This is a genomic window from Candidatus Pelagibacter sp. HIMB1611 (assembly GCF_052047715.1).
Lineage (GTDB): Bacteria > Pseudomonadota > Alphaproteobacteria > Pelagibacterales > Pelagibacteraceae > Pelagibacter.
In genome coordinates, this window is the sequence record NZ_JBNAJM010000001.1 from 301,964 (window position 1) to 320,883 (window position 18,920).

Below are 18,920 nucleotides of genomic sequence, written 5' to 3' on the forward strand. Positions count from 1 at the left end.
TAGAATATAAATTTTATAGTGAATTAGACAGACATAGTTTTTTCTGCTAATAAAAATAATGAGGACTCTTTTAATTTGTTTTATTTTAATAACAACATCTTTAAAAGCCGAAAGTGTATTTCCATTAGATCCTGCAATTAATTATGGAAAGCTTGAAAATGGATTAACTTACTACATAAGAGAAAACTCAGCACCCGAAGATAAAGTAACCATAAAATTACTTATCAAAGCAGGTTCTATAATGGAAGAAGAGCATCAAAGAGGACTTGCTCACTTATTAGAGCACATGGCCTTTAACGGCTCTAAAAATTTTCCAGATAGAAAAATAGATGAATATTTATCCTCAATAGGATTGAATTTAGGATCTCACTATAATGCAGGTGTATCTTATTTTAAAACTACTTATGATTTTGAAATTCCCACAGACGATAAAAAAGATGTCGAAACGGCAATTCAAATATTAGCTGATATTGCCAAAAATTTAAATCTTACACCTGAAGCATTTGAGAGAGAACGTAAAATAGTAGAAGAGGAATATCGAACAGATATTGGTGGTTATAGTAATTACTTCGATGAATTACATAAATATATTCATAAAAATTCGAGATTATTATATCGAAAACCAATTGGGCAATTAGAGGTTATACAAAACTTTATATACGAGGATGTCATTAGCTATTACAAAAAATGGTATCAGCCTGAGCGAATGGGTTTGTTTGTTATTGGTGAAATAAACTCTGATGAAATATTAGATTTGATTAACAAATATTTTGGAGCATTTGAAAATACTACAGAAACTAAGGATCCTAATTATAAAATCCCTGATTTTAAAGAAAATCAGTTCTTTTCATATCAAGATGCTGTCCAAGAAGACATCGTATTTGGTATTTGGAAAAAAGATGATTTTAAAAAATACAATACTATTGAAAACTTCAGACATGCAATCATCAGTTATTTAGCAGATGATATTTATAATAGAAGACTTCAAGAGATTAATGAAACTAATGAAGCAGCATTTAATCGTGCTTATATCTATGAGTACCAAGTTTCTGATTTGGATATGTACTATTTGTATGTGACTACCTTAAAACAAAACTCAATCATGCAAGGAATAGAGGATAGTCTTACGATTGCAGAACAAGTAAATAGATATGGTTTCTTGGAAAATGAATTGGAACTAGCTAAAAAAAGACGTTTAGATTATTTAAAACAAGCATCTATTGAAGAAACTACCAGAACTTCTGAGGACTTTATTGAAGAATATACTGATCATTTTCTATTTGATGAGATGATATCGGGAATAGATAAAGAAGTTGAGTATACAGAAGATATTTTAAAAACAATTTCAGTAAAAGATTTGAATGATTATTTCAGAAATTTCTTTAAAGAAGAAAATCGAATTATATCCATTGTAGCTCAAGATCAAATTGAGAATATGCCAACAGAAGAACAGATTGAAAATTTAATTAAAAAAGTAAGTACTAAAGAAATTGAGCCCTACCAGTTTGAAATAAAACAAGTTGAATTAATTAATGAAGATCTAAAAGGATCTAAAATCATTAAAAGAAAAAGATTTCCAAGATCAGATATCACCAAACTTACATTAGAAAATGGTGCAGATATTTATTTAAAGAAAACAGATTTTAAAAAAGATGAAATTCAACTGAAAGCATTTAGTTATGGAGGATTTTCTACAGCTAGTTTAGATAAACTTGCTTCAGCAAAATATGCAGAGGATGTTTTAAGCTATGCTGATCTTGGTGAAATTTCAGTTGTAGAAAAAGAAAACTTATTCCAAGAAAATTTTGTAGATGTTTTTCCAACTATTACTGAAGGTGGTGAAGGTGTAACGGGTAAATCTAACAATGAAAATTTAGAAAATATGTTCAAGATGCTTTACTTAAATTTTACAGATTTAAGAGTGAAACAAAATCATATAGACCGTTTTAAAGAAATAAAGATTAATCAATATTATATAGATAAAGAGAACCCCAAACATCAATCTGATTTAGAATATAGAAAAAAACTATACCAAGACCATCCAAGGACCCAATATCCAACTGATGAGGTCCTCAAACAAATTAATTTAAAAGATGTTCAAGAATTTTATGAAGATAGATTTATAGATGGGGGTAGTTTTGATTTTGTAATTGTTGGAGATTTTGAATTTGCAGTTATTGAACCTTTAATTGAAAAATATATTGGAAGTTTATCTGATCTTAAAAGAGAAGATCCTTATATTGACCATGGCATAAGATACACACAGGCGAAAAAATATAATGAATACAGAGAGGAAGATGCAAAAAAAGCTAATATTTTCAGGATTTATTTCAAAGATTACAAATATTCATATCGAGATAAAACGAAGTTATATTTGTTGCTAGCTGTTTTAGATAAAATGCTTTTTGATCAAATAAGAGAGAAAGATAATCTTGTTTATTCTATTTCATCAGCAAAATATTTTGATGAAAAAGTACCAAAAGAAATAACTAGTTTTTATATATATTATACAGCAGATCCAAATAACGTTGACTTGATTAACGGCAAAATAAAAGAATTATTAGAAAATATTCAAAATAAAAAATTTGATCAGAAAATACTTGAAGAACAAAAGATTGCTTTAAAGAAAGATTTTGATGCGGGTTTAAAAACTAATAGTTTTTGGCTTAGTTCAATTTTAAATGCTGCAAAATATAATCAAAATATTGAAAAACTTACTTATTTAAATTCTATTATTGATAGCATTACCTTAAGGGATATCACAAAACTAGCAAAACAGCTCTTTGATGAAAACTATTTTGAAAGTGCTGATTTTATTTCTGAATAATTTAACGATGTATTAAAAAAATGAATACTGAGTTAGCATTATTAAAATTTATTAAATATTATATTAAACACAATCCAGACGAAAATGGACAAAATTATAATGCTGATCAGGCAAATCTTGTCGAAACATTTGGTTATTCATTAGTTGAAAAAGTTCTTCCAAAAACATTTGAAGATAATATTGTTGAAAATAAAATGAAATTGAAATCAAAAAGAATAAAAGATGATTACGTTCGAATTCCTTTAACACCTATTCAGATATTACATTTTAAACTTTTATATAATATTGCTTACTTAAATAGGCTTTATCCAGATAAAATTAATGATTTGAATTTATCAGAAGATTTATCTGAATTATTAGATGATGAAAATAAAATATTAAATTTATATAATGAGATTAAAAAAATTGGATTAAATTAATGAGTCCCGAAGAAACAATTTTATTTTTAGAAAATTCAACTCCTAATGAAATATATAAATTTTTTGAAAGTAAAAATAAATATGTATTTAAATTAAAGCATCCATTAATTCAAAAATTTATCAAGGATGATAATAAACTTGTTTTAATGGCCCTTGCAAAGTTTTCTCTCGATTTTGAAACTGTTAAATACCTTTATGCAAATTCGAAAGATACGGCAATAAGAGTGGCTGCACTTAGTAATGACAAGCAGTTTTTTGATTTAATGTTTCATACCTTTCCAGGAACACCTATAATTAAGGAAGTTAAAGAATTTATTTCCAAAGCATCTTATTCAGAATTTAAGGCTCATTTTCAAAATAAAAACTTTAGCGAAAGTCAAATTATTGAATTTCTTGAAAAAAAATCTCCATATGAAGATATTGAAGATGAGAAATATAAAGCAATTTTACTTTGTTTATTAAATAATCCAAACAGATTATCTAAATACGATATAGGTAACATGCCAGAAGATGGTTATACATGGTATGAAAACAATAAGGTTTCAGAACTTTTTCCAGAAGTTTTTAAAAAATATTTTCCTAAATCTTTATATGATTTAAATAAACTTATTGATGTTTGATGCATCATTCTTGGTCATGATTCTTTATGCTTAATCTTATAATCATAAGATAAGCTTCAAAAAGAGAGTCTAAAATATAGCTTTTTTGAACGTATTGACCTTAAGAAATAAATAATTAAATTAAATTTATCGCAGTGAAGCGAGGGTGCTACTCAATGGACATCAATTGATGAAAAAGCCATAAGTCACGACATAAAATAGACCGCTGTAAAAACTAAGGCTCGCACGAATTTAAAAACTCTAAATTCATTTACAATAAGCAGACGACAAAAAGAATTTGATTTTGTTTTTTTGGAAATTAACTTTCAAAGTTTGTAAGTGATAGGACAGGGCTTACAATTCTTTGTAATTCCAATCAAATCTAGATCTAGTCTTTTGATACTTGTAATGGGCTGAGCAGTTCATGTCGTCTGTAATTGTTCAGTCCATAACAAGAAAAAGACATGAATAAAGTAACCCAAAAAGTAAATGAATACCTTAGTAAAGGTTTAAAAGTAATCCCTTTAACAAAAAATAATGATGGAAAAGGTTGTATTGTAAAAGGTTGGCAGACTAAAATATTTACTGCTGATAATTTCACAGAAAATCATAATGTTGGAATAAATATAGGCTTGAGTAATTTGGTCGATATTGATTTAGATTCAAAAAACGCTGAGATATTTGGTTCTAAGTTCCTCAATCCAAATACTATGATATTTGGAGTTAAACCTCATAAAGGTTTAATACTAAAAACTCATTTTCTTTATAAGAATTCCAATAATCTAAAATATCTTAAAAGAGAATATCCAGACAAAAGTACAATTGCTGAGCTTAGAGTTGAGGGTAATACTGTATGCCCTCCCTCTATTGCTAAATCAAAATTGTGTAAAAACGATTGGGTAGAGCGAGTATCAATTAGGGAGGATGGCCCAATAGCCACGGACCAGGACCTTTTGAAAAAGTTTAATAAATTGTGTGCTGCAAGTGCTCTTAGATATTTGTTAGAAAAAAGAAATTCTAACAATATCCCTTTTGTTAAGCTGGCCTCATGTTTATTGAAGTATACAGATTGGGATCAAAAGGAGAGATGGTGGTTTGTTGAGGCAATTGTTTCAACGCTGCCCAAGTTTAATTGGCGAGATATTGAATATAAATTAAAATCTATTGAAAATAATCACTCCAAGGAAAATACTAAATCTTCGGGATACAAAGCTTTTGCTGAGGAAGTTTCTGTAAGTTCTAGTTATGCTAAAGATTTATTTTCATGGATAGGAAAAGTTAATTCTGATGAAGAAAAAAAAGACACCAAAAAGATTGTAGATTTTTTTTCTAATAGGATGCTCGGTTATGAATTTAAAATGGAAATTAAAAGAGAATTTTTAATAAATCCTATAATCCCTAAAGAAGGTCTTGGTATTTTAGCAGGTAGACCAAAATCAATGAAATCTTTTTTAACTTTAGATCTAGCATATTCAGTTCAAAATCAAGAAAGTAATTTTCTTAATCAAGGCTTGATAGATCACGGAGATGTACTTTTGTTAGCCCTTGAAGATAACAAAGACTCTATGGCACTTAGAATACAAGGGATGAAATATGCTGATAAAATTCATCCAACAACTTTTGTGGATTTTAATTGTCCGTTATTGACACAAGGATTGGAAGAATCTTTGTCTGAATGGTGCTCTAAAGTTAGCAATCCAAGGTTCGTGATTATTGATACCTTTCAAAAGATAAAACCACTCTCAGGTCAGGGACAGGGAAAAGCTAATGCCTATGAAATAGATTATTATTATTTAGGTAAGTTAAAAGATTTAGCTCATAAACATAAATTATTTATTTTATATGTTCACCATTTAAAACAAGCTTCTATGGATTATTCTTGGGACAGGATTATGGGATCTACTGGTCACCAAGGTGTCCCAGATGCAATGTATATGTTGGACAGGGATGAAGTTGGAAACAGGGCTACGCTCAAAGGGCGGGGTAGAAACTTTAAAGATTTTAGCTTTGATCTTGAGTGGAATTCACAAGAATTAAAATATAGTTATTCCGGTGACTCATATGTAATTAAGACTGAGTTTCATAAGAAAAAAATTTATTTAGCAATGAAAAGCTTAGCTGAGGATAATAGACATTCAGTGAAACCAAAAGATGTGTGTTCGACCCTGAACCTTGTGACACAAAAAGAAAAATCAAATATCAGTAAAAATATGCAAAGAATGAAAGACAAAAGTGAGTTAAATCAAGGTGAGAAATATGGTGAGTACAAGCTGGCGTGCGATCTTTCCCAGATAGATAAAGATGGAAATCTAATACCCAAAAAGGTACCATTCTAATTAAAAGCTGTCTTATTAGTCTTATCTGTCTTTTTAATTAAGGACAGCTAGGACTAAAAGGACTTTATATACTTTATATTTCTTATGTCTCTGCTTGAGGGTATTAACCAGGTTTAATTGACCAATATTGATCTGATTAAATTAAAAGAATTGTTTAAAACTCTATATTTTTCATGGGTATTTTTTAAATTTAATCGGTCAAGGTTCCGTGTTCCGTGAGCCTTTTCTCATTGTCCAAGGCTCACGGACCAAACACTATTTGGATTTTTTATTTACAACATATGAAACGTTAACTTCCTTCGTAGTTCTAGTGTTTTCTATTTCATAAGCATCAACAATTGCTTGGTGAAAAGGGGTAATTGGTTTTCCAAGTTTTACTTGTAGTTTTATATAGTCATATAACTCTTTAACTGTCGCCATTGTTACCCCCGTTTTTGTTCTTAATGAAGCTTACGGTGATTTCTTTAGTTGTAGGTTGTTCTTTATCTTTCTCAAACATTTCAATGTAACTTTCTCCAAACATACCAATGTCTACACCTTTTCTTTTCATCTTTTTCAATTCTTCATAGACCCCTTTAATTGTTGCCATATACATCTCCTTTCTTGTTTTTGATGAAAGTAGCACTTACTTGTTTGGTTGTTTGTGGTACCTCTGCTTCATAAGAATTAACAATTGATTGTTGGAGAATACCAATTTTTTCTCCATTTCTTTGTTTTTGTTTGATTAGATCGTACAGTTCTTTGACTGTTGCCATATTGCCTCCTTTAGCGTTAATGTTTAATGTCCGAAGCAAGTAGAGTTATTTCTAAATCACGGACAATTAATCTTAATAAAAATAAATTTTAAAAGCTATGAAAAAATCATAGAAATTTATAAAAATAATCAAGTATTAAGATTGGAATTCCATAAGTTAACATATTAATTAAACCCACAATTGGCAAAGCAACGAAAGTATCATTTTTACTTTTTACATACTTGAATTTTTTTGTTGGTTTAATGTTGTGAGCAGAATAATGACCAACTAATAAACTTGAAACATACCAGTAAATACACCCAAAAAGATTTAGCTGAACACTGATCTTTTTAGAGACAATAATAAAGAAAATCGTTAATAAGGCTATTGATATATGATTTATATATCCAATTTTTTTAAAGTCTTTTAAAATTTCATTCATAACAAGATGAAAGTTTTTTAATTATCTGCATCCTAAGTTTTTATATTTATCCCAAAATTTGTTTCTTTTATAGTAATCGCAATCTGCATCAAATTCTCCATCTTCGTAACCCTCCATATATGATTCTGAGCTTTTTTTTGGAGAATATCCCTCCCAGGCATCTTCATATCCTTTGTCATAGTCATTTGAAGAGTCACCGCATCCATTCAACAATAAACCAAGAATCACGATCACTAAAAGCTTTTTCACAATCCAAGATTAACAAATCCTGAACAGAGAGTCTAACTGATCATATTGGCTAAAGGTCAAAATATAAGTAACATCACATTCAAAATAACAATTTAAGTAAGTTAATTTTCTTTCTAATTAAGAACTAAATTTGGGACCCTATTTTTGGTCCACACATGGTCACACAGTAATAGCTTTAAAGAAAATAATCGCTTTTAATTTTATTTTTTTATACTATGTTGCAAACAAAAAATGTTGTGATTGTTGGATAATGATCACGATTAAGTAATGGCGGGGTAGCTCAGTTGGTTAGAGCGCGGGACTCATAAGCCCGAGGTCAGTGGTTCGATCCCACTTCCCGCTACCATTCTAGATGATCTACATATTCTTGGGACACTCAGGGGACACTGAGAAAGGTAAGGATATGGCAACAATAATTAAAAGAAACAACAAGTGGCAAGTAAGAATTAGAAAAAATAACTCAAATCAAATAAGCAAAACTTTTTTAAAGAAATCAATAGCCCTAAAATGGGCAAGGGAAATAGAAAATAAAATAGAAAAGAATTTCTTTGAAGATCTAAGTCAGGCAAACTCAATAACTCTAGGTAAGATGCTAAAGGAATATTTAGCTAATGTAACAAAAAATAAGAAAAGTTGGAAAAGTGAAGGATATAAAATCAATAAGCTTTGTAAGCATGAAATATCTAAAGTTAGCTTAGCAAAATTGAATCCATCAATAATTCTTAAATTTAGAGATGAGTTATGTGGTTATTTAAATCCAAGCACAGTAAACAAATATATTATCTTGATAAATGTAACAATTAAATATGCAAGACATATACTTGGAATTTATCTTCCAACAAATCCTTGTGAGTTTATTAAACGTTTAAGAGAACCAGAGTTTAAAGGTGAAGTCATAGAACCTGATGAAGAGAAAGTTCTTTTAGAAAAAGCAGAACATTCAAAAGCTAAATGGTTAAAGTTAGTTATTATGCTTGGTTTAGATTGTGGAATAAGACGAGGAGAGATTCTAAAAATTAGAAGAGAAGATATAGACTTTAATAAACATACTGTGATTTTAAGAGAAACTAAAAATGGTTTATCTAGAAGAGTAGGTGTATCTAAAAGAGCTATGGATGAGATCAATAAACTTCCAATAAATATTAATGGAAAACTTATTAATTGTGAGAGAGGGGATACGATTGATTTTTATTGGCAACAGTTAAAGAAATGGACTGGAATTAATAAAAGATTTCACTCAACAAGGCATACTTTTGCAACGAGAGCATCCATGAACGGTTGGAGTATTACAGAAATATCTGCTCAAGGAGGATGGAAGGATCTTAAAGTATTGAAAAGGTATACTCATATTTCAGCTGAGCATTTAGCCAAGAAACTAAGATATAGTGAGTCAAAGTGACTCGAATAAATTAATAAATAAGTTTAAATTTACAGTTAAGATTCATTATGAAAAAACAACTTAAATTTATCGATTTATTTGCTGGCATTGGTGGATTTCATTTAGCTTTAAAATCTTTAGATATGAAGTGTGTATTTACCTCGGAAATAGACAAGTATGCTAGAAAAACTTATTCAGCAAACTTTAAGGATAAATATTTAGATCATCCAGACCTATTCGCTGGTGATATTTGGAAGGTAGATTACAAAAAAATACCTGACTTTGATATCTTATGTGGTGGTTTTCCTTGTCAGCCTTTTTCTCAAGCAGGGCATAAAAAAGGATTTAAGGATAATAAAGATGGAAATTTATTTTTTGCTATTGAGGAAGTTTTAAAAGCAAAAAAACCTTCAGCTTTCTTTTTAGAAAACGTCAGACATTTAAAAAACCATGATCAAGGTAATACATTTAAAGTCATATATAAAACCCTACAGAATTTAAATTATACATTTGATTATAAAGTTATTAAGGCATCTGAGTTTGGTTTACCCCAACACAGGCCTAGAATTTATATGGTTGGTTTTTATAAGCCTAGACTTAAAGAAATGTATAATGAAATGTCATTTACTTTCCCAAGAGAAAAACCTTTGAAAAAAACTATGTCAGATATTTTTGGCGGTAAAGTTACAAAAGAACTTAACAGTAATGAAGAGAGAAAAATTGGTTTTACATTAAGAGTAGGGGGAGGAAGATCTCCTATTGATGATAGAAGAAACTGGGATGGATATGTTGTTAATAATAAAGTTGTTAGAATTTCTCCACAACAAGGTCTAGAGATGATGGGTTTTCCTAAAAAATTTAAAATGCCAGTTTCAAATAATCAAGCTATGAAACTTTTAGGAAATTCTGTAGCAGTAAATGTTGTTAAAGAAATAGGCAGTTTAATTAAATACCATTTAGAAAATTTTTCTAAATAGAATGTTTCTTCACGGCAGAAAGAATCTCTTCAGGAAAATTTTTCTTAGGAATTTTATAATTTAATTCACCATCGCTTCCGCTTAATTGGTATTGCTCTCTTCGATACCTATGAGCTTTTACCCATTCAGCTAAATCAAAATTATCATCTAAAAGTTTTTTTAATCTCTTATAATTTACACATGTTATTCCATCTGAACCACATACCATAACAAGGAATGTCTCCTTATGAAGTTCGCTTATCGCTTTCAATTCTACTTGATGGATTTTTTTAAATGTAAACACCCACGGTGTCATTCTTTTTGCGGAATATTTTATATAAATACCAATGTTTCCATTAATTGTGAAAGTTGCATTACTCTCTGACGGAAACGTTTGAATTGAAAGTTTCTCTCCAAAATTAATGAGCTTAGTTAAGACTGCACCATGATAAAATTCAAATTTGTCTATAGTCATAATATAAATTTTATGTTTAAATAATATTATGTCATTCAATTTAGATCAAATAATTAAAAAATCTGAACCAAATCAATACAAAAAAAGGATAAAACTTTTAAAAAATGAGAAAGGTTTTGACACCTCAAATATAGAAGATGTAGTAGAGGAAGTTTCAAAAAATATTTTTCACGAAAAATGTAAAGCACTTGTAATTTATGGTGAACCACAAAGTGGAAAAACTGAAACCATGATTGCTCTTACGGCTAGATTATTAGACGAGGGCAAAAAACATATATTACTCTTAGTTACAGATAACGTTAAACTAAGAGATCAAAATTTAGGTATATTTGCTAAATCAAGAATTAATCCAACACCTCAAGATAATCTAGATTTTTTAAGAGAGGTTAAAGAAAATAATTTGAATATAGCAAAAGTACCTTTCATAATTTTTTGTAAAAAAAATGCATCTGAGTTGAGAAAACTTATCAACGAAACTAAGCTTGCAGAATTAGATGATCTTATAATCATTGATGATGAGGCAGATTACGCAACACCTAACTCAAAAGTAAATAAAAAAGATAATTCAAATGAAGCAAGAGAACTAAGGTCAGTAATTAACGGCTTAATAAAAAATATAATGAACAAAAATGGTATCTGGATAGGTGTAACTGCAACACCAGGTAGATTAGATTTAAATAACACCTATGCAAATGAAACAAATAGATGGGTCTATTTACCACCTCATAGTAAATATTATGGTCAGTATCATTTTTTTCCCGCAAACTATCGTAAAGAGCATAAAAAGGCCTTTGATTATCACGTAACATTTTTAGGAGAAAGTGGTGACGATCCTTCATATATAAAAAAGGCGGTTTATAAATTTTTAGTAACTGTTGCAAAAAAAAATATTGAGAAAATTAAAAAAAATATTCCAGAAGAAAATTTCTCAATGATTGTTCACACAAGCACAGGTAAAGAAGGTCACAAAGAGGATTTTAGAATTGTAAACGACCACATATTTAAACACTTAAAAGAGGAGACGGAAAAACATCCAAAAGTTTTAGAGGAAATTTATAACACAGCGCAAACTAAATTTGGTGACAGCAAACTTTCTGAAGAAATAGTAAAGTATGTATGGGAAAATAAACAACAGTATAGACCTGTAATTATGAACAGTGATAAAGATATGAAGTCACAAAATTTTGATGCTGGAACTGACCCCCAAACACCATTTACAATAATTTTTGGAGGGAATATCATTTCCAGAGGTCTTACGTTTCACGGTTTAATATCAATGTTTTTTTCAAGAGACTCTAAACATAAGCTAGACAGTGGGACATATATTCAAAGGGCTAGAATGTTTGGCAATAGAGAAGAGCTTTTTAAAGACTTTGAGTTAACAATTCCATCTAAACTTTACAATGACTGGTGGCAAGTATTTAAAGAACACAGAGAGAGTTTGGCAACAGTAAACAATTTTGATCATCCATTATGGTTCAGTAGTAAAAGAACTAAAACAACTCAGCCAAGTAGTATAGATAAGGCAAATGTTGTGGAGCAGAGTGGTGAAATCTATTTTGAAAAATTTAAATTAACTGAAGAGTTAAAAAATTTATATTTAAGTGGAATTAAAGAGAATAAATTAGAAATGATAAAAAAATTACACTCACTTATAGGTGAAAAAATTTTTTTAAAACCCTTCTATGAAGAAATAATTAACGACCCAGACGCTCAAGATGATGAAAATATTTACGTACAAAATATAAGATCTATAGATCAATACAAAGATCAAATTCCTGGAGAAATAAGAAGAAGTAGAGGTGGACATATTGATGGACATAATACAGGTGCTGAATATTGGCTAGCTATGTTCATGAGTGAAGAGACTAATGAGGCTAGGTTATTTTATAGATCTTACTTCAATAGGAAAATTATTTCACATATAAGAACAAACAATTAATCACCAAGGAATATACCTGTTCTCACATAGTTAATTTTCTGTGGATCAATATAATCTCTGCTAGATAAGTCTTTAATTAATTTATCAAAATCTTTGTCTTGAGTACTATAAATTTCATCAATACTATGTATTTCAGATAGTTCTTTTTTTCTTTCAATAAATCTAACTGCATCATCTTCATATGTTACATATATAGTTCTACAATTTTTGTGAACTTGTTTTGCTGCGTAAAACTCTAATTCAACCTGTTTGTACGCATCTTTACCTGAAGTTTTTAAACTTATAATTATAGGTTTTTTGTTTGTGTCAAACAAAACTAAATCAAAAGTAACATTGTGAACAAAATTTAAATTCACTTGATAAAAAAAAGGATTTATATCATTTCTAAAAAAAACACACATTATTAAGTATTCAAAAATTGATCCTCGTAATGCATTGCTTGGTTGAAATTTTTTTTCAATTTTATCAAACACATTGTTGATGAACATTGAAGATCTTATATGAGAATTAGAATTTAAATTTGGCCAAACTTTTTCAATTAATTTTAGAGCTTTACTTTTTGAAGCATTTATTTTTCCATTTTTTAAAAAGTATTCTGTTACGTTCATTAAGATAGTTTATGTTTATTATACACCTCAATTATATCCTCTAAGAATTTAATTGCTTTTTCATCTTTATTTATCTTTGACTTTTCTAAATATTTCTTAAACATGCTAAGACCAAAAGAACTTATTTTAAGATTTTTTTTTCTATTATTGCATACATTACATAAAGTAATTCCATTTTCATAAACTCCCTTACCTCCAGATGCTTCTGGTTCTAAATGATCAACTGCAAGGATTTCTAGTTTGGTTTCTTTTTTCCCACACCATTGACATTGATAATTATCTCTTTTTTTAATCTTCTTTTTTATTGTCTCGCTAAAAGGACTTTTCTTAATGACAAACTTTTCACCTGGATGAAAAATGTAATTTCCCCTTTTAGTTCTTTTTAAAATTCCATCTAAATCTGGATCTCCATACCTAATTAGGTTTCTAGGTGTTCTATTTGTATAGATAGTATTTGTACCTGTGTCAGCTTCGTATGCTTTTTTGACCTCACTATCGTATTCAGCAAGGGTAAATTCTCTATTGTGATTTTTTTTATCTTTAAAAAAATCAATCATATAATCTTTTTTTGATTTAGTTTTCATAAATTATTTGAACATAATAACCTTTATTGTATATTTGTAGGAGTCCTGATTTAGAAAAACTCTACTTGCTAGGACTTTAAACATAACGCTAAAGGAGAAACATGAACAACCGTAAAAACGCGTGGTTTGTAAAAATCAAACCAAACACTTCTAGAAAAGAAATTCGAAAGCAAATTTTAACAGCTATGAAAAAAGCTGGTTGGAAATTTATTGACAAAGTATCTGGAGGAAAAAATGGCGACAATTAAAGAAGTATACGAACTTTTGAAACAAAAACAAAAAAATGGAGAGAAAATAGGTATGTTTGCTGAAAGCTTAATAGACGAGTACGAAAGACAAGATAGAGAAAATCAAACAACAAAAGAAATATCTGTAAGCTTTATTAAAAAAAAAACCTTTAAATAAATGAAATTTAAGATTTATAGAGTTTAAGAGTTTAGCTTAGATTTTAATTTAGTAACAGGCACTTGGTATATTTGGATCATTAGGCAAGTAGCAATGGCAGGGTAATAAATTAAATATACCTTTTTGACACTCATCAACTTTTGAACCATCATCAGTTAATATGCCAATTATAATAAATCCAATAAATAAAAATAATATGACTTTACCCCATGGAAATGTTTTTTCTTCAGCGAAAGGAGAATAAAGTTGGTAAGTTAAATAATCTCTTCTAGGATTATTTTTTCTCTTTTTTGTTTTCTTTTTTTTCTTAGTCGTCATTTATTTTCACAATTATAGCAGATCTTTTTACCTTCCTTGGCAAGTCTTGAAAAAGCTGTATCACTCTCTTTGCCACAAATCTTACAAACAAATTCGTTTAACTCTAATTTATTAGTAAATTCTTCTGCTGAAATTTTAAATCTTTCAATCACTTCATTTTTATTTAATCCACCAGAAATATGAACTTTATTAATATGCGATACCCAAAATATATAATAGTATTGTTCTTCATGATGAGGTTGCTTATCTACCTTGGTGATACACGTTAAATTTTTAACTTCTCCATAGATTAATGGATCAGCGTTTTTATAAGTAAGAGACATCTAGCTATTTAATTTTATTCTAGGAGTATACGAGCTTTCAGTATCTGGCCATTTATAAAGCCAATCTTCTCTTTTTAAGTTTATTAAATAATCTTTTAATTCCTCATATGCTTTTGGATTATGAGACCAAAATACTCCGTATTGTAATTGCTTATGAAATCTTTCAATTTTTTGTTCAAAGTTAAATGCATGAGCATAAGCTAAAACATAACAACAGTAATGATGGTAGCAGTATTTTGGTAATTTATTTAAGTGAAGTATTTTTTCAATTTCATACCATTTAATAGGGAGAGCTTTATTATTACTGGTAGAATATTTAATTAACTCATCCAATTTACTATTAAGTTTCTTCATCTGGCTATTTACTTTTTTAAGGTAATATATTTTTACTTACCTAATGCTTTGCAATGTATTTTTGCTCTAGCATTAACATTTTGCTCATAACCAGTATGGATTTTTTTGTATCCAGATACACACTGTGCGTAAGGTGATAAGAATAAAGAATAAATTAAAAATACTCCTGCAACAGCACCAATTATGATAAAAGTTGTTTTTTGTTTGTTATTGACTTCAGTTTTTATTTTTCTTTTTGCCATGAATAACATTACCAAATCCTGAAAAGAGAGTCTATTTGCTTGAAGTATCTAATTATATCTTTTTGATATATTTTTAGTATTAACCTCATTTATCTCACTACAAGGACCATATAAATCCTTACCGTTAGGCACTTCTTCTTTTGAAGCATAACCATAATGAATTCTCAATAAGTTTAATTCAACAGCTATGTAACCACCTATCGATAATATATTCCAATCATAGCCACCTTTGTATACAGTGTTAGGATCTGATACTTCTACATCATTAAAATAATAAACTTCATTTTTGTTAATATTATAAACATTTGCATTATCTCCGTTGATATCAAGTATCACATGATATTTTCCAGATTTTCCATACGTACAGCTAAGGATAAATTTTTTATCATTATGATATACAGGATCATTTTTAAACACTCCTTCTTTTAAAATATGATCTGCTTTAGATGAGGATTGAGAAAATAGTATTAGAAATAAAATTATAGCAAATCGCACATATCAATTATTGAAATAGTTAAAGTCTATTTTTTGGTTCAATAATGGCAGAATTAAAATCCTGAACAGGAAGTCTAATTGCTTAATTCTTTAGGTAGTTCTTTTAATAATTTACATTTTCCACTTCTGAATTGTACGTACTTAAAAGGGGTATATAAATATTTTTTATCCATAGATTTTTGAATACTATCTGTTTCAGTATCTGTCGAAGCAAATAAACTAGCTAAAGCTCTGTACTCACCGACCCAAATTAAAAATTGACTTAATAAAGGTGGGTTATGTTTTTTCCAATATTGAACTGCGTCATCATATTTATGAAGTTGATTGTGTCCTGTTACACCTTGGTAAATAGTTTGGCTAAAATATCCAGTAGGGTTTTTCTTTGTTAGATCTAAATATATATCAAAGACATAAACAGCATATTTTTCATATATACCTTTAATTAGTAAATTACCTGATCTATCTGGATGAAGTGAAACTGATGAGAATTCAACAGGTCTAAACAAGGTTGAGCCACCAGCTCTTATAACCTCTCCATTTTCAATAACGTAATAAATTTCCCTATGTTTTTTTGATATTGTAGATTTACATTCAATTATAAATTTATCAGGTATTTTATGAAAATCACCAAAAGCACTCCCCCCAAACAACAAACTAAGAACAAGGATCGATAGAAACTTTTTCATTTAATTTTTCTTCTTTTTTTTTTTGCTCTTTGTTTTTTTACTTTTGGAGAAACCCAATCTACTTTAATTTCTTTTGTATTTGGAGGACTTAATTGAAATCCAATCCAAAATATTGCACCACCTATCGCAATTAAACCAATGAATTCAATCACAGAAATTTCCATAATCCAAGATTACCAAATCCTGAACAGAGAGTCTAATTGTGAAATATTAAAAAAATTTTAACCTTATTATTGAACTATTGGTTTTAGTTACCATTTCTAAAATGTGGCTGAAGAAATCTATAATTATGATAATGATATTAAATTCGATATTAACCTCTCATTAGTAACCAAGTCCCATCCCAATAGTTTTCTTTATAATCTGTCTGAGCAATTAGGCTTGATAGGTAACAAACGGAACAAGTACTCTAATCATTTATCCTGTATATCAGCTAACTTAATGCTCTTTCATTTGAATAGAGTGGGGGAATTTGTTTATTACTCTAGGGATAACAACTTCTATAAGAGTATAGAAAGGTACAACCCTCTCAAGATCTCAATTAGAAAGATTAAAAAGATCATCGCACTTCTAATAAAGCATGAGTTTATTGAACATAGAAAAGGACGCTATGTTAAACATGATAAAGAACTCAGTTATCGCTCAAGAATTAGGCCTACTTCTAAGTTTTTAATCTTAATGAGTAAACATTTTATAACAAGACAGCACATTTTTAGATTAGACTCAGATGTTATAATCCTCAAGAACTCTGAAAAATATCTCAAGGATTACCCTGATGATGATTTTACTAGTAAAATAAGAGATGAATGCTTAACTTATAACAGTTATTTGTATTCTAAAAAAATAGGGCTGTTAAGAAATAAGCAAGTCAAAAATTATCTTAATGAGAAGAATATAGATTTCAAAAGCAAGAGTTACCAAAGAATATTTAATGGAGATTTCAAACACGGTGGCAGGTTCTATGGCCCCTGGTGGCTTAATGTCCCTTCTGAACTAAGACAATTTATAACTATTAATAACAATAAGACTGTTGAATACGATTACTCCTCCCTGATCATTCACCAAATTTACAGTGAAGTAGGATTAAATTATTTTGAGGAAAATACTTACTCAGATGATCCTTACCTGCTAAGAGGAGTTCCAGATACAGAAAGGAAGATAAATAAAGCGATTATTCAGATAGCTTTGAATTGCAGTGATTTGGAGAGTTTAAATGCTGCACTACTGAGACAATATAAAAAGGGAAAACTAATAGGCAACAAGCCAAGAAAAAAAGAAATAGAGAAAAGATTAAATATATTTAAGGAGATGAACCCTAAGATAGCTGATTATGTTTACAAACAGATTGCTCTAAGATTTCAGTTTCAGGATAGTGAAATAGCTAGGAAGATTATTAATAGATGTTACAGTTATTTAATACCTGTATTGAGTGTTCATGATTCTTTCATAGTAGAGGAGACTAACAGTAATTTTATTATAGATACTATGAATAATGCTATTAAAGATACTGGGTTAACATCTATACCTTTAATAAAGTAGTATCTCTAGGCCATATCTTAGGGTGTATATAGTATCCCCTATCTATACTCAGAACAAAACTGTTAACTAGATTATTATGGTTAACACTCTTAGGATAAACGTGAGAATTTATTTGGAATATAATCTGGTTAACAGAGTGAATTACTAATTTAAAATATAAGCATCTATAGTATACCTACGCCCCCCTGTTCACCCCGCATATACCCCCTAGTTAAAACATAGTGATTAAGAGTCCATACAGACTCATAGAGAGTCATTGGCTATAATTCTGGGGACACTGTAGGGACAGTTAGAAATTTTTGACAGGGAGTCTGTGATGAGCTAATGTAACCTAACTAAACAATAGTGTTCTAAATTAAGAATATTAGATGTTGATAGGGTGCAGTTGGTTAGAGCGCGGGACTCATAAGCCCGAGGTCAGTGGTTCGATCCCACTTCCCGCTACCATTTAATGTCCTGGAAATTCTATTAAATTTTCAACTTTATAATTTTTATTTACCAAATTATCTGATCCACCTAAATCAAATAAATTAATAACGAAAACAAATGCAGCTACTTTTGCATCACACATTTCAACTAATTTAGCAGCAGCTTCAGCGGTACCACCTGTTGCAATTAAGTCATCAATAATTAAAACAGACTCATCTTTTAAAATAGAATCTTTATGAACCTCAATAGTTGCAGTGCCATATTCTAATTCAAAATCTACAGAATGTACTTCGGCTGGTAATTTATTTTTTTTTCTCAACATTATAAAAGGTTTTTTAAGTATATAAGAAACAGCAGAGGCAAACACGAAACCCCTTGATTCTATTGCAGCAATTTTATCAATTTTGTATTTTTTAGATCTTTCAATAATTTGATTAATTGTTTCAGCAAAAGCTTCCTCGTTTTTAATTAGAGTAGTTATATCCCTAAATAGAATACCTTTTTTAGGATAATCAGGAATTGATCTAATATGATCTTTTAAATTCATAATACTCAATTATAAATAAATATATTTTAAATT

The 18,920-nt window shown here is 29.1% G+C and carries 26 protein-coding genes and 1 tRNA gene; 11 read left to right on the plus strand and 16 right to left on the minus strand.

Annotated features, from left to right (window positions below; all coding sequences use genetic code 11):
* Positions 1-58: 58 nt before the first annotated feature.
* The 4 genes from ACTTAS_RS01595 (at position 59) to ACTTAS_RS01610 (ending at position 6,181) form a co-directional block, all read left to right on the plus strand.
* The gene (locus tag ACTTAS_RS01595; RefSeq protein ID WP_440678093.1) at positions 59-2,827 is read left to right on the plus strand and encodes a M16 family metallopeptidase; all 2,769 of its coding nucleotides are present in this window, start codon (positions 59-61) and stop codon (positions 2,825-2,827) included.
* A gap of 20 nt (positions 2,828-2,847) precedes the next feature.
* The gene (locus tag ACTTAS_RS01600) at positions 2,848-3,246 is read left to right on the plus strand and encodes a hypothetical protein (RefSeq protein WP_440678094.1); all 399 of its coding nucleotides are present in this window, start codon (positions 2,848-2,850) and stop codon (positions 3,244-3,246) included.
* Positions 3,246-3,866, plus strand: coding sequence for a hypothetical protein (locus ACTTAS_RS01605; protein ID WP_440678095.1), 621 nt, complete (start codon positions 3,246-3,248; stop codon positions 3,864-3,866). Before ACTTAS_RS01600 ends, ACTTAS_RS01605 begins: the two co-directional genes overlap by 1 nt.
* Before the next feature lie 443 nt (positions 3,867-4,309).
* Positions 4,310-6,181, plus strand: coding sequence for an AAA family ATPase (locus ACTTAS_RS01610; protein ID WP_440678096.1), 1,872 nt, complete (start codon positions 4,310-4,312; stop codon positions 6,179-6,181).
* A gap of 255 nt (positions 6,182-6,436) precedes the next feature.
* On the opposite strand, the gene ACTTAS_RS01615 is transcribed toward ACTTAS_RS01610, so the two are convergent.
* The 5 genes from ACTTAS_RS01615 to ACTTAS_RS01635 form a co-directional block, all read right to left on the minus strand.
* Positions 6,437-6,601, minus strand: a complete 165-nt coding sequence (locus ACTTAS_RS01615; protein WP_440678097.1) for a hypothetical protein — start codon at positions 6,599-6,601, stop codon at positions 6,437-6,439.
* Positions 6,588-6,770 (minus strand): hypothetical protein, encoded by a 183-nt coding sequence (locus ACTTAS_RS01620; RefSeq protein ID WP_440678099.1) that lies wholly within the window; start codon positions 6,768-6,770, stop codon positions 6,588-6,590. Before ACTTAS_RS01620 ends, ACTTAS_RS01615 begins: the two co-directional genes overlap by 14 nt.
* On the minus strand, positions 6,757-6,936 hold the full coding sequence (locus ACTTAS_RS01625; RefSeq protein WP_440678100.1) for a hypothetical protein: 180 nt from the start codon (positions 6,934-6,936) through the stop codon (positions 6,757-6,759). Before ACTTAS_RS01625 ends, ACTTAS_RS01620 begins: the two co-directional genes overlap by 14 nt.
* Positions 6,937-7,042: 106 nt before the next feature.
* Positions 7,043-7,357: a hypothetical protein gene (locus ACTTAS_RS01630; protein WP_440678101.1), complete on the minus strand. Its 315-nt coding sequence runs from the start codon at positions 7,355-7,357 to the stop codon at positions 7,043-7,045.
* 21 nt (positions 7,358-7,378) lie between these two features.
* Entirely contained in the window at positions 7,379-7,591 is a 213-nt protein-coding gene (locus ACTTAS_RS01635) for a hypothetical protein (protein WP_440678102.1), read from the minus strand.
* 284 nt (positions 7,592-7,875) lie between these two features.
* Here ACTTAS_RS01635 and ACTTAS_RS01640 point away from each other — a divergent pair.
* From ACTTAS_RS01640 to ACTTAS_RS01650, 3 genes are all read left to right on the plus strand, one after another.
* Positions 7,876-7,952: transfer RNA gene (locus ACTTAS_RS01640), tRNA-Met, on the plus strand.
* A gap of 57 nt (positions 7,953-8,009) precedes the next feature.
* Positions 8,010-9,005, plus strand: a complete 996-nt coding sequence (locus tag ACTTAS_RS01645) for a tyrosine-type recombinase/integrase (RefSeq protein ID WP_440678103.1) — start codon at positions 8,010-8,012, stop codon at positions 9,003-9,005.
* A gap of 47 nt (positions 9,006-9,052) precedes the next feature.
* Positions 9,053-9,961, plus strand: coding sequence for a DNA cytosine methyltransferase (locus tag ACTTAS_RS01650; protein ID WP_440678104.1), 909 nt, complete (start codon positions 9,053-9,055; stop codon positions 9,959-9,961).
* Here the strand turns inward: ACTTAS_RS01650 and ACTTAS_RS01655 are convergent.
* Positions 9,954-10,415 (minus strand): hypothetical protein, encoded by a 462-nt coding sequence (locus tag ACTTAS_RS01655; RefSeq protein WP_440678105.1) that lies wholly within the window; start codon positions 10,413-10,415, stop codon positions 9,954-9,956. The two genes, ACTTAS_RS01650 and ACTTAS_RS01655, sit on opposite strands and share 8 nt — an antisense overlap.
* Before the next feature lie 28 nt (positions 10,416-10,443).
* Here ACTTAS_RS01655 and ACTTAS_RS01660 point away from each other — a divergent pair, with 28 nt between their 5' ends.
* On the plus strand, positions 10,444-12,357 hold the full coding sequence (locus ACTTAS_RS01660) for a Z1 domain-containing protein (RefSeq protein ID WP_440678106.1): 1,914 nt from the start codon (positions 10,444-10,446) through the stop codon (positions 12,355-12,357).
* Here the strand turns inward: ACTTAS_RS01660 and ACTTAS_RS01665 are convergent.
* The gene (locus tag ACTTAS_RS01665; protein WP_440678107.1) at positions 12,354-12,965 is read right to left on the minus strand and encodes a hypothetical protein; all 612 of its coding nucleotides are present in this window, start codon (positions 12,963-12,965) and stop codon (positions 12,354-12,356) included. The two genes, ACTTAS_RS01660 and ACTTAS_RS01665, sit on opposite strands and share 4 nt — an antisense overlap.
* Positions 12,965-13,549, minus strand: a complete 585-nt coding sequence (locus ACTTAS_RS01670) for an HNH endonuclease (protein WP_440678109.1) — start codon at positions 13,547-13,549, stop codon at positions 12,965-12,967. Before ACTTAS_RS01670 ends, ACTTAS_RS01665 begins: the two co-directional genes overlap by 1 nt.
* Positions 13,550-13,650: 101 nt before the next feature.
* Here ACTTAS_RS01670 and ACTTAS_RS01675 point away from each other — a divergent pair, with 101 nt between their 5' ends.
* Together ACTTAS_RS01675 and ACTTAS_RS01680 are read left to right on the plus strand one after the other, a co-directional pair.
* Positions 13,651-13,797, plus strand: coding sequence for a hypothetical protein (locus ACTTAS_RS01675; RefSeq protein ID WP_440678110.1), 147 nt, complete (start codon positions 13,651-13,653; stop codon positions 13,795-13,797).
* Positions 13,784-13,954 carry a hypothetical protein gene (locus ACTTAS_RS01680; RefSeq protein WP_440678111.1) on the plus strand — a complete coding sequence of 57 codons (171 nt, stop codon included), beginning with the start codon at positions 13,784-13,786 and terminating at the stop codon, positions 13,952-13,954. Before ACTTAS_RS01675 ends, ACTTAS_RS01680 begins: the two co-directional genes overlap by 14 nt.
* Before the next feature lie 48 nt (positions 13,955-14,002).
* Here the strand turns inward: ACTTAS_RS01680 and ACTTAS_RS01685 are convergent, their stop codons facing one another.
* The 7 genes from ACTTAS_RS01685 to ACTTAS_RS01715 all read right to left on the minus strand — a co-directional run bounded on the left by ACTTAS_RS01685 (position 14,003) and on the right by ACTTAS_RS01715 (position 16,536).
* Positions 14,003-14,272 carry a hypothetical protein gene (locus ACTTAS_RS01685; RefSeq protein ID WP_440678112.1) on the minus strand — a complete coding sequence of 90 codons (270 nt, stop codon included), beginning with the start codon at positions 14,270-14,272 and terminating at the stop codon, positions 14,003-14,005.
* Positions 14,269-14,595, minus strand: coding sequence for a hypothetical protein (locus ACTTAS_RS01690; RefSeq protein WP_440678113.1), 327 nt, complete (start codon positions 14,593-14,595; stop codon positions 14,269-14,271). Before ACTTAS_RS01690 ends, ACTTAS_RS01685 begins: the two co-directional genes overlap by 4 nt.
* Positions 14,596-14,949: a hypothetical protein gene (locus tag ACTTAS_RS01695; RefSeq protein ID WP_440678114.1), complete on the minus strand. Its 354-nt coding sequence runs from the start codon at positions 14,947-14,949 to the stop codon at positions 14,596-14,598.
* A 32-nt stretch (positions 14,950-14,981) separates the two neighbouring features.
* Positions 14,982-15,191: a hypothetical protein gene (locus ACTTAS_RS01700; RefSeq protein ID WP_440678115.1), complete on the minus strand. Its 210-nt coding sequence runs from the start codon at positions 15,189-15,191 to the stop codon at positions 14,982-14,984.
* A 48-nt stretch (positions 15,192-15,239) separates the two neighbouring features.
* Positions 15,240-15,686 (minus strand): hypothetical protein, encoded by a 447-nt coding sequence (locus tag ACTTAS_RS01705; RefSeq protein ID WP_440678116.1) that lies wholly within the window; start codon positions 15,684-15,686, stop codon positions 15,240-15,242.
* 74 nt (positions 15,687-15,760) lie between these two features.
* Positions 15,761-16,372 carry a hypothetical protein gene (locus tag ACTTAS_RS01710; protein WP_440678117.1) on the minus strand — a complete coding sequence of 204 codons (612 nt, stop codon included), beginning with the start codon at positions 16,370-16,372 and terminating at the stop codon, positions 15,761-15,763.
* Positions 16,369-16,536 carry a hypothetical protein gene (locus tag ACTTAS_RS01715; protein WP_440678118.1) on the minus strand — a complete coding sequence of 56 codons (168 nt, stop codon included), beginning with the start codon at positions 16,534-16,536 and terminating at the stop codon, positions 16,369-16,371. The genes ACTTAS_RS01710 and ACTTAS_RS01715 overlap by 4 nt, the downstream gene beginning before the upstream one ends.
* Before the next feature lie 514 nt (positions 16,537-17,050).
* On the opposite strand from ACTTAS_RS01715, the gene ACTTAS_RS01720 reads away from it, so the two are divergent.
* Positions 17,051-17,911 (plus strand): hypothetical protein, encoded by an 861-nt coding sequence (locus tag ACTTAS_RS01720; protein WP_440678119.1) that lies wholly within the window; start codon positions 17,051-17,053, stop codon positions 17,909-17,911.
* Between the two features lie 448 nt (positions 17,912-18,359).
* Here ACTTAS_RS01720 and ACTTAS_RS01725 read toward each other — a convergent pair whose 3' ends face one another.
* A complete protein-coding gene (locus tag ACTTAS_RS01725; protein WP_440618283.1) occupies positions 18,360-18,887 on the minus strand; it encodes an adenine phosphoribosyltransferase in 528 nt (175 codons plus the stop codon).
* Positions 18,888-18,920: the final 33 nt, after the last annotated feature.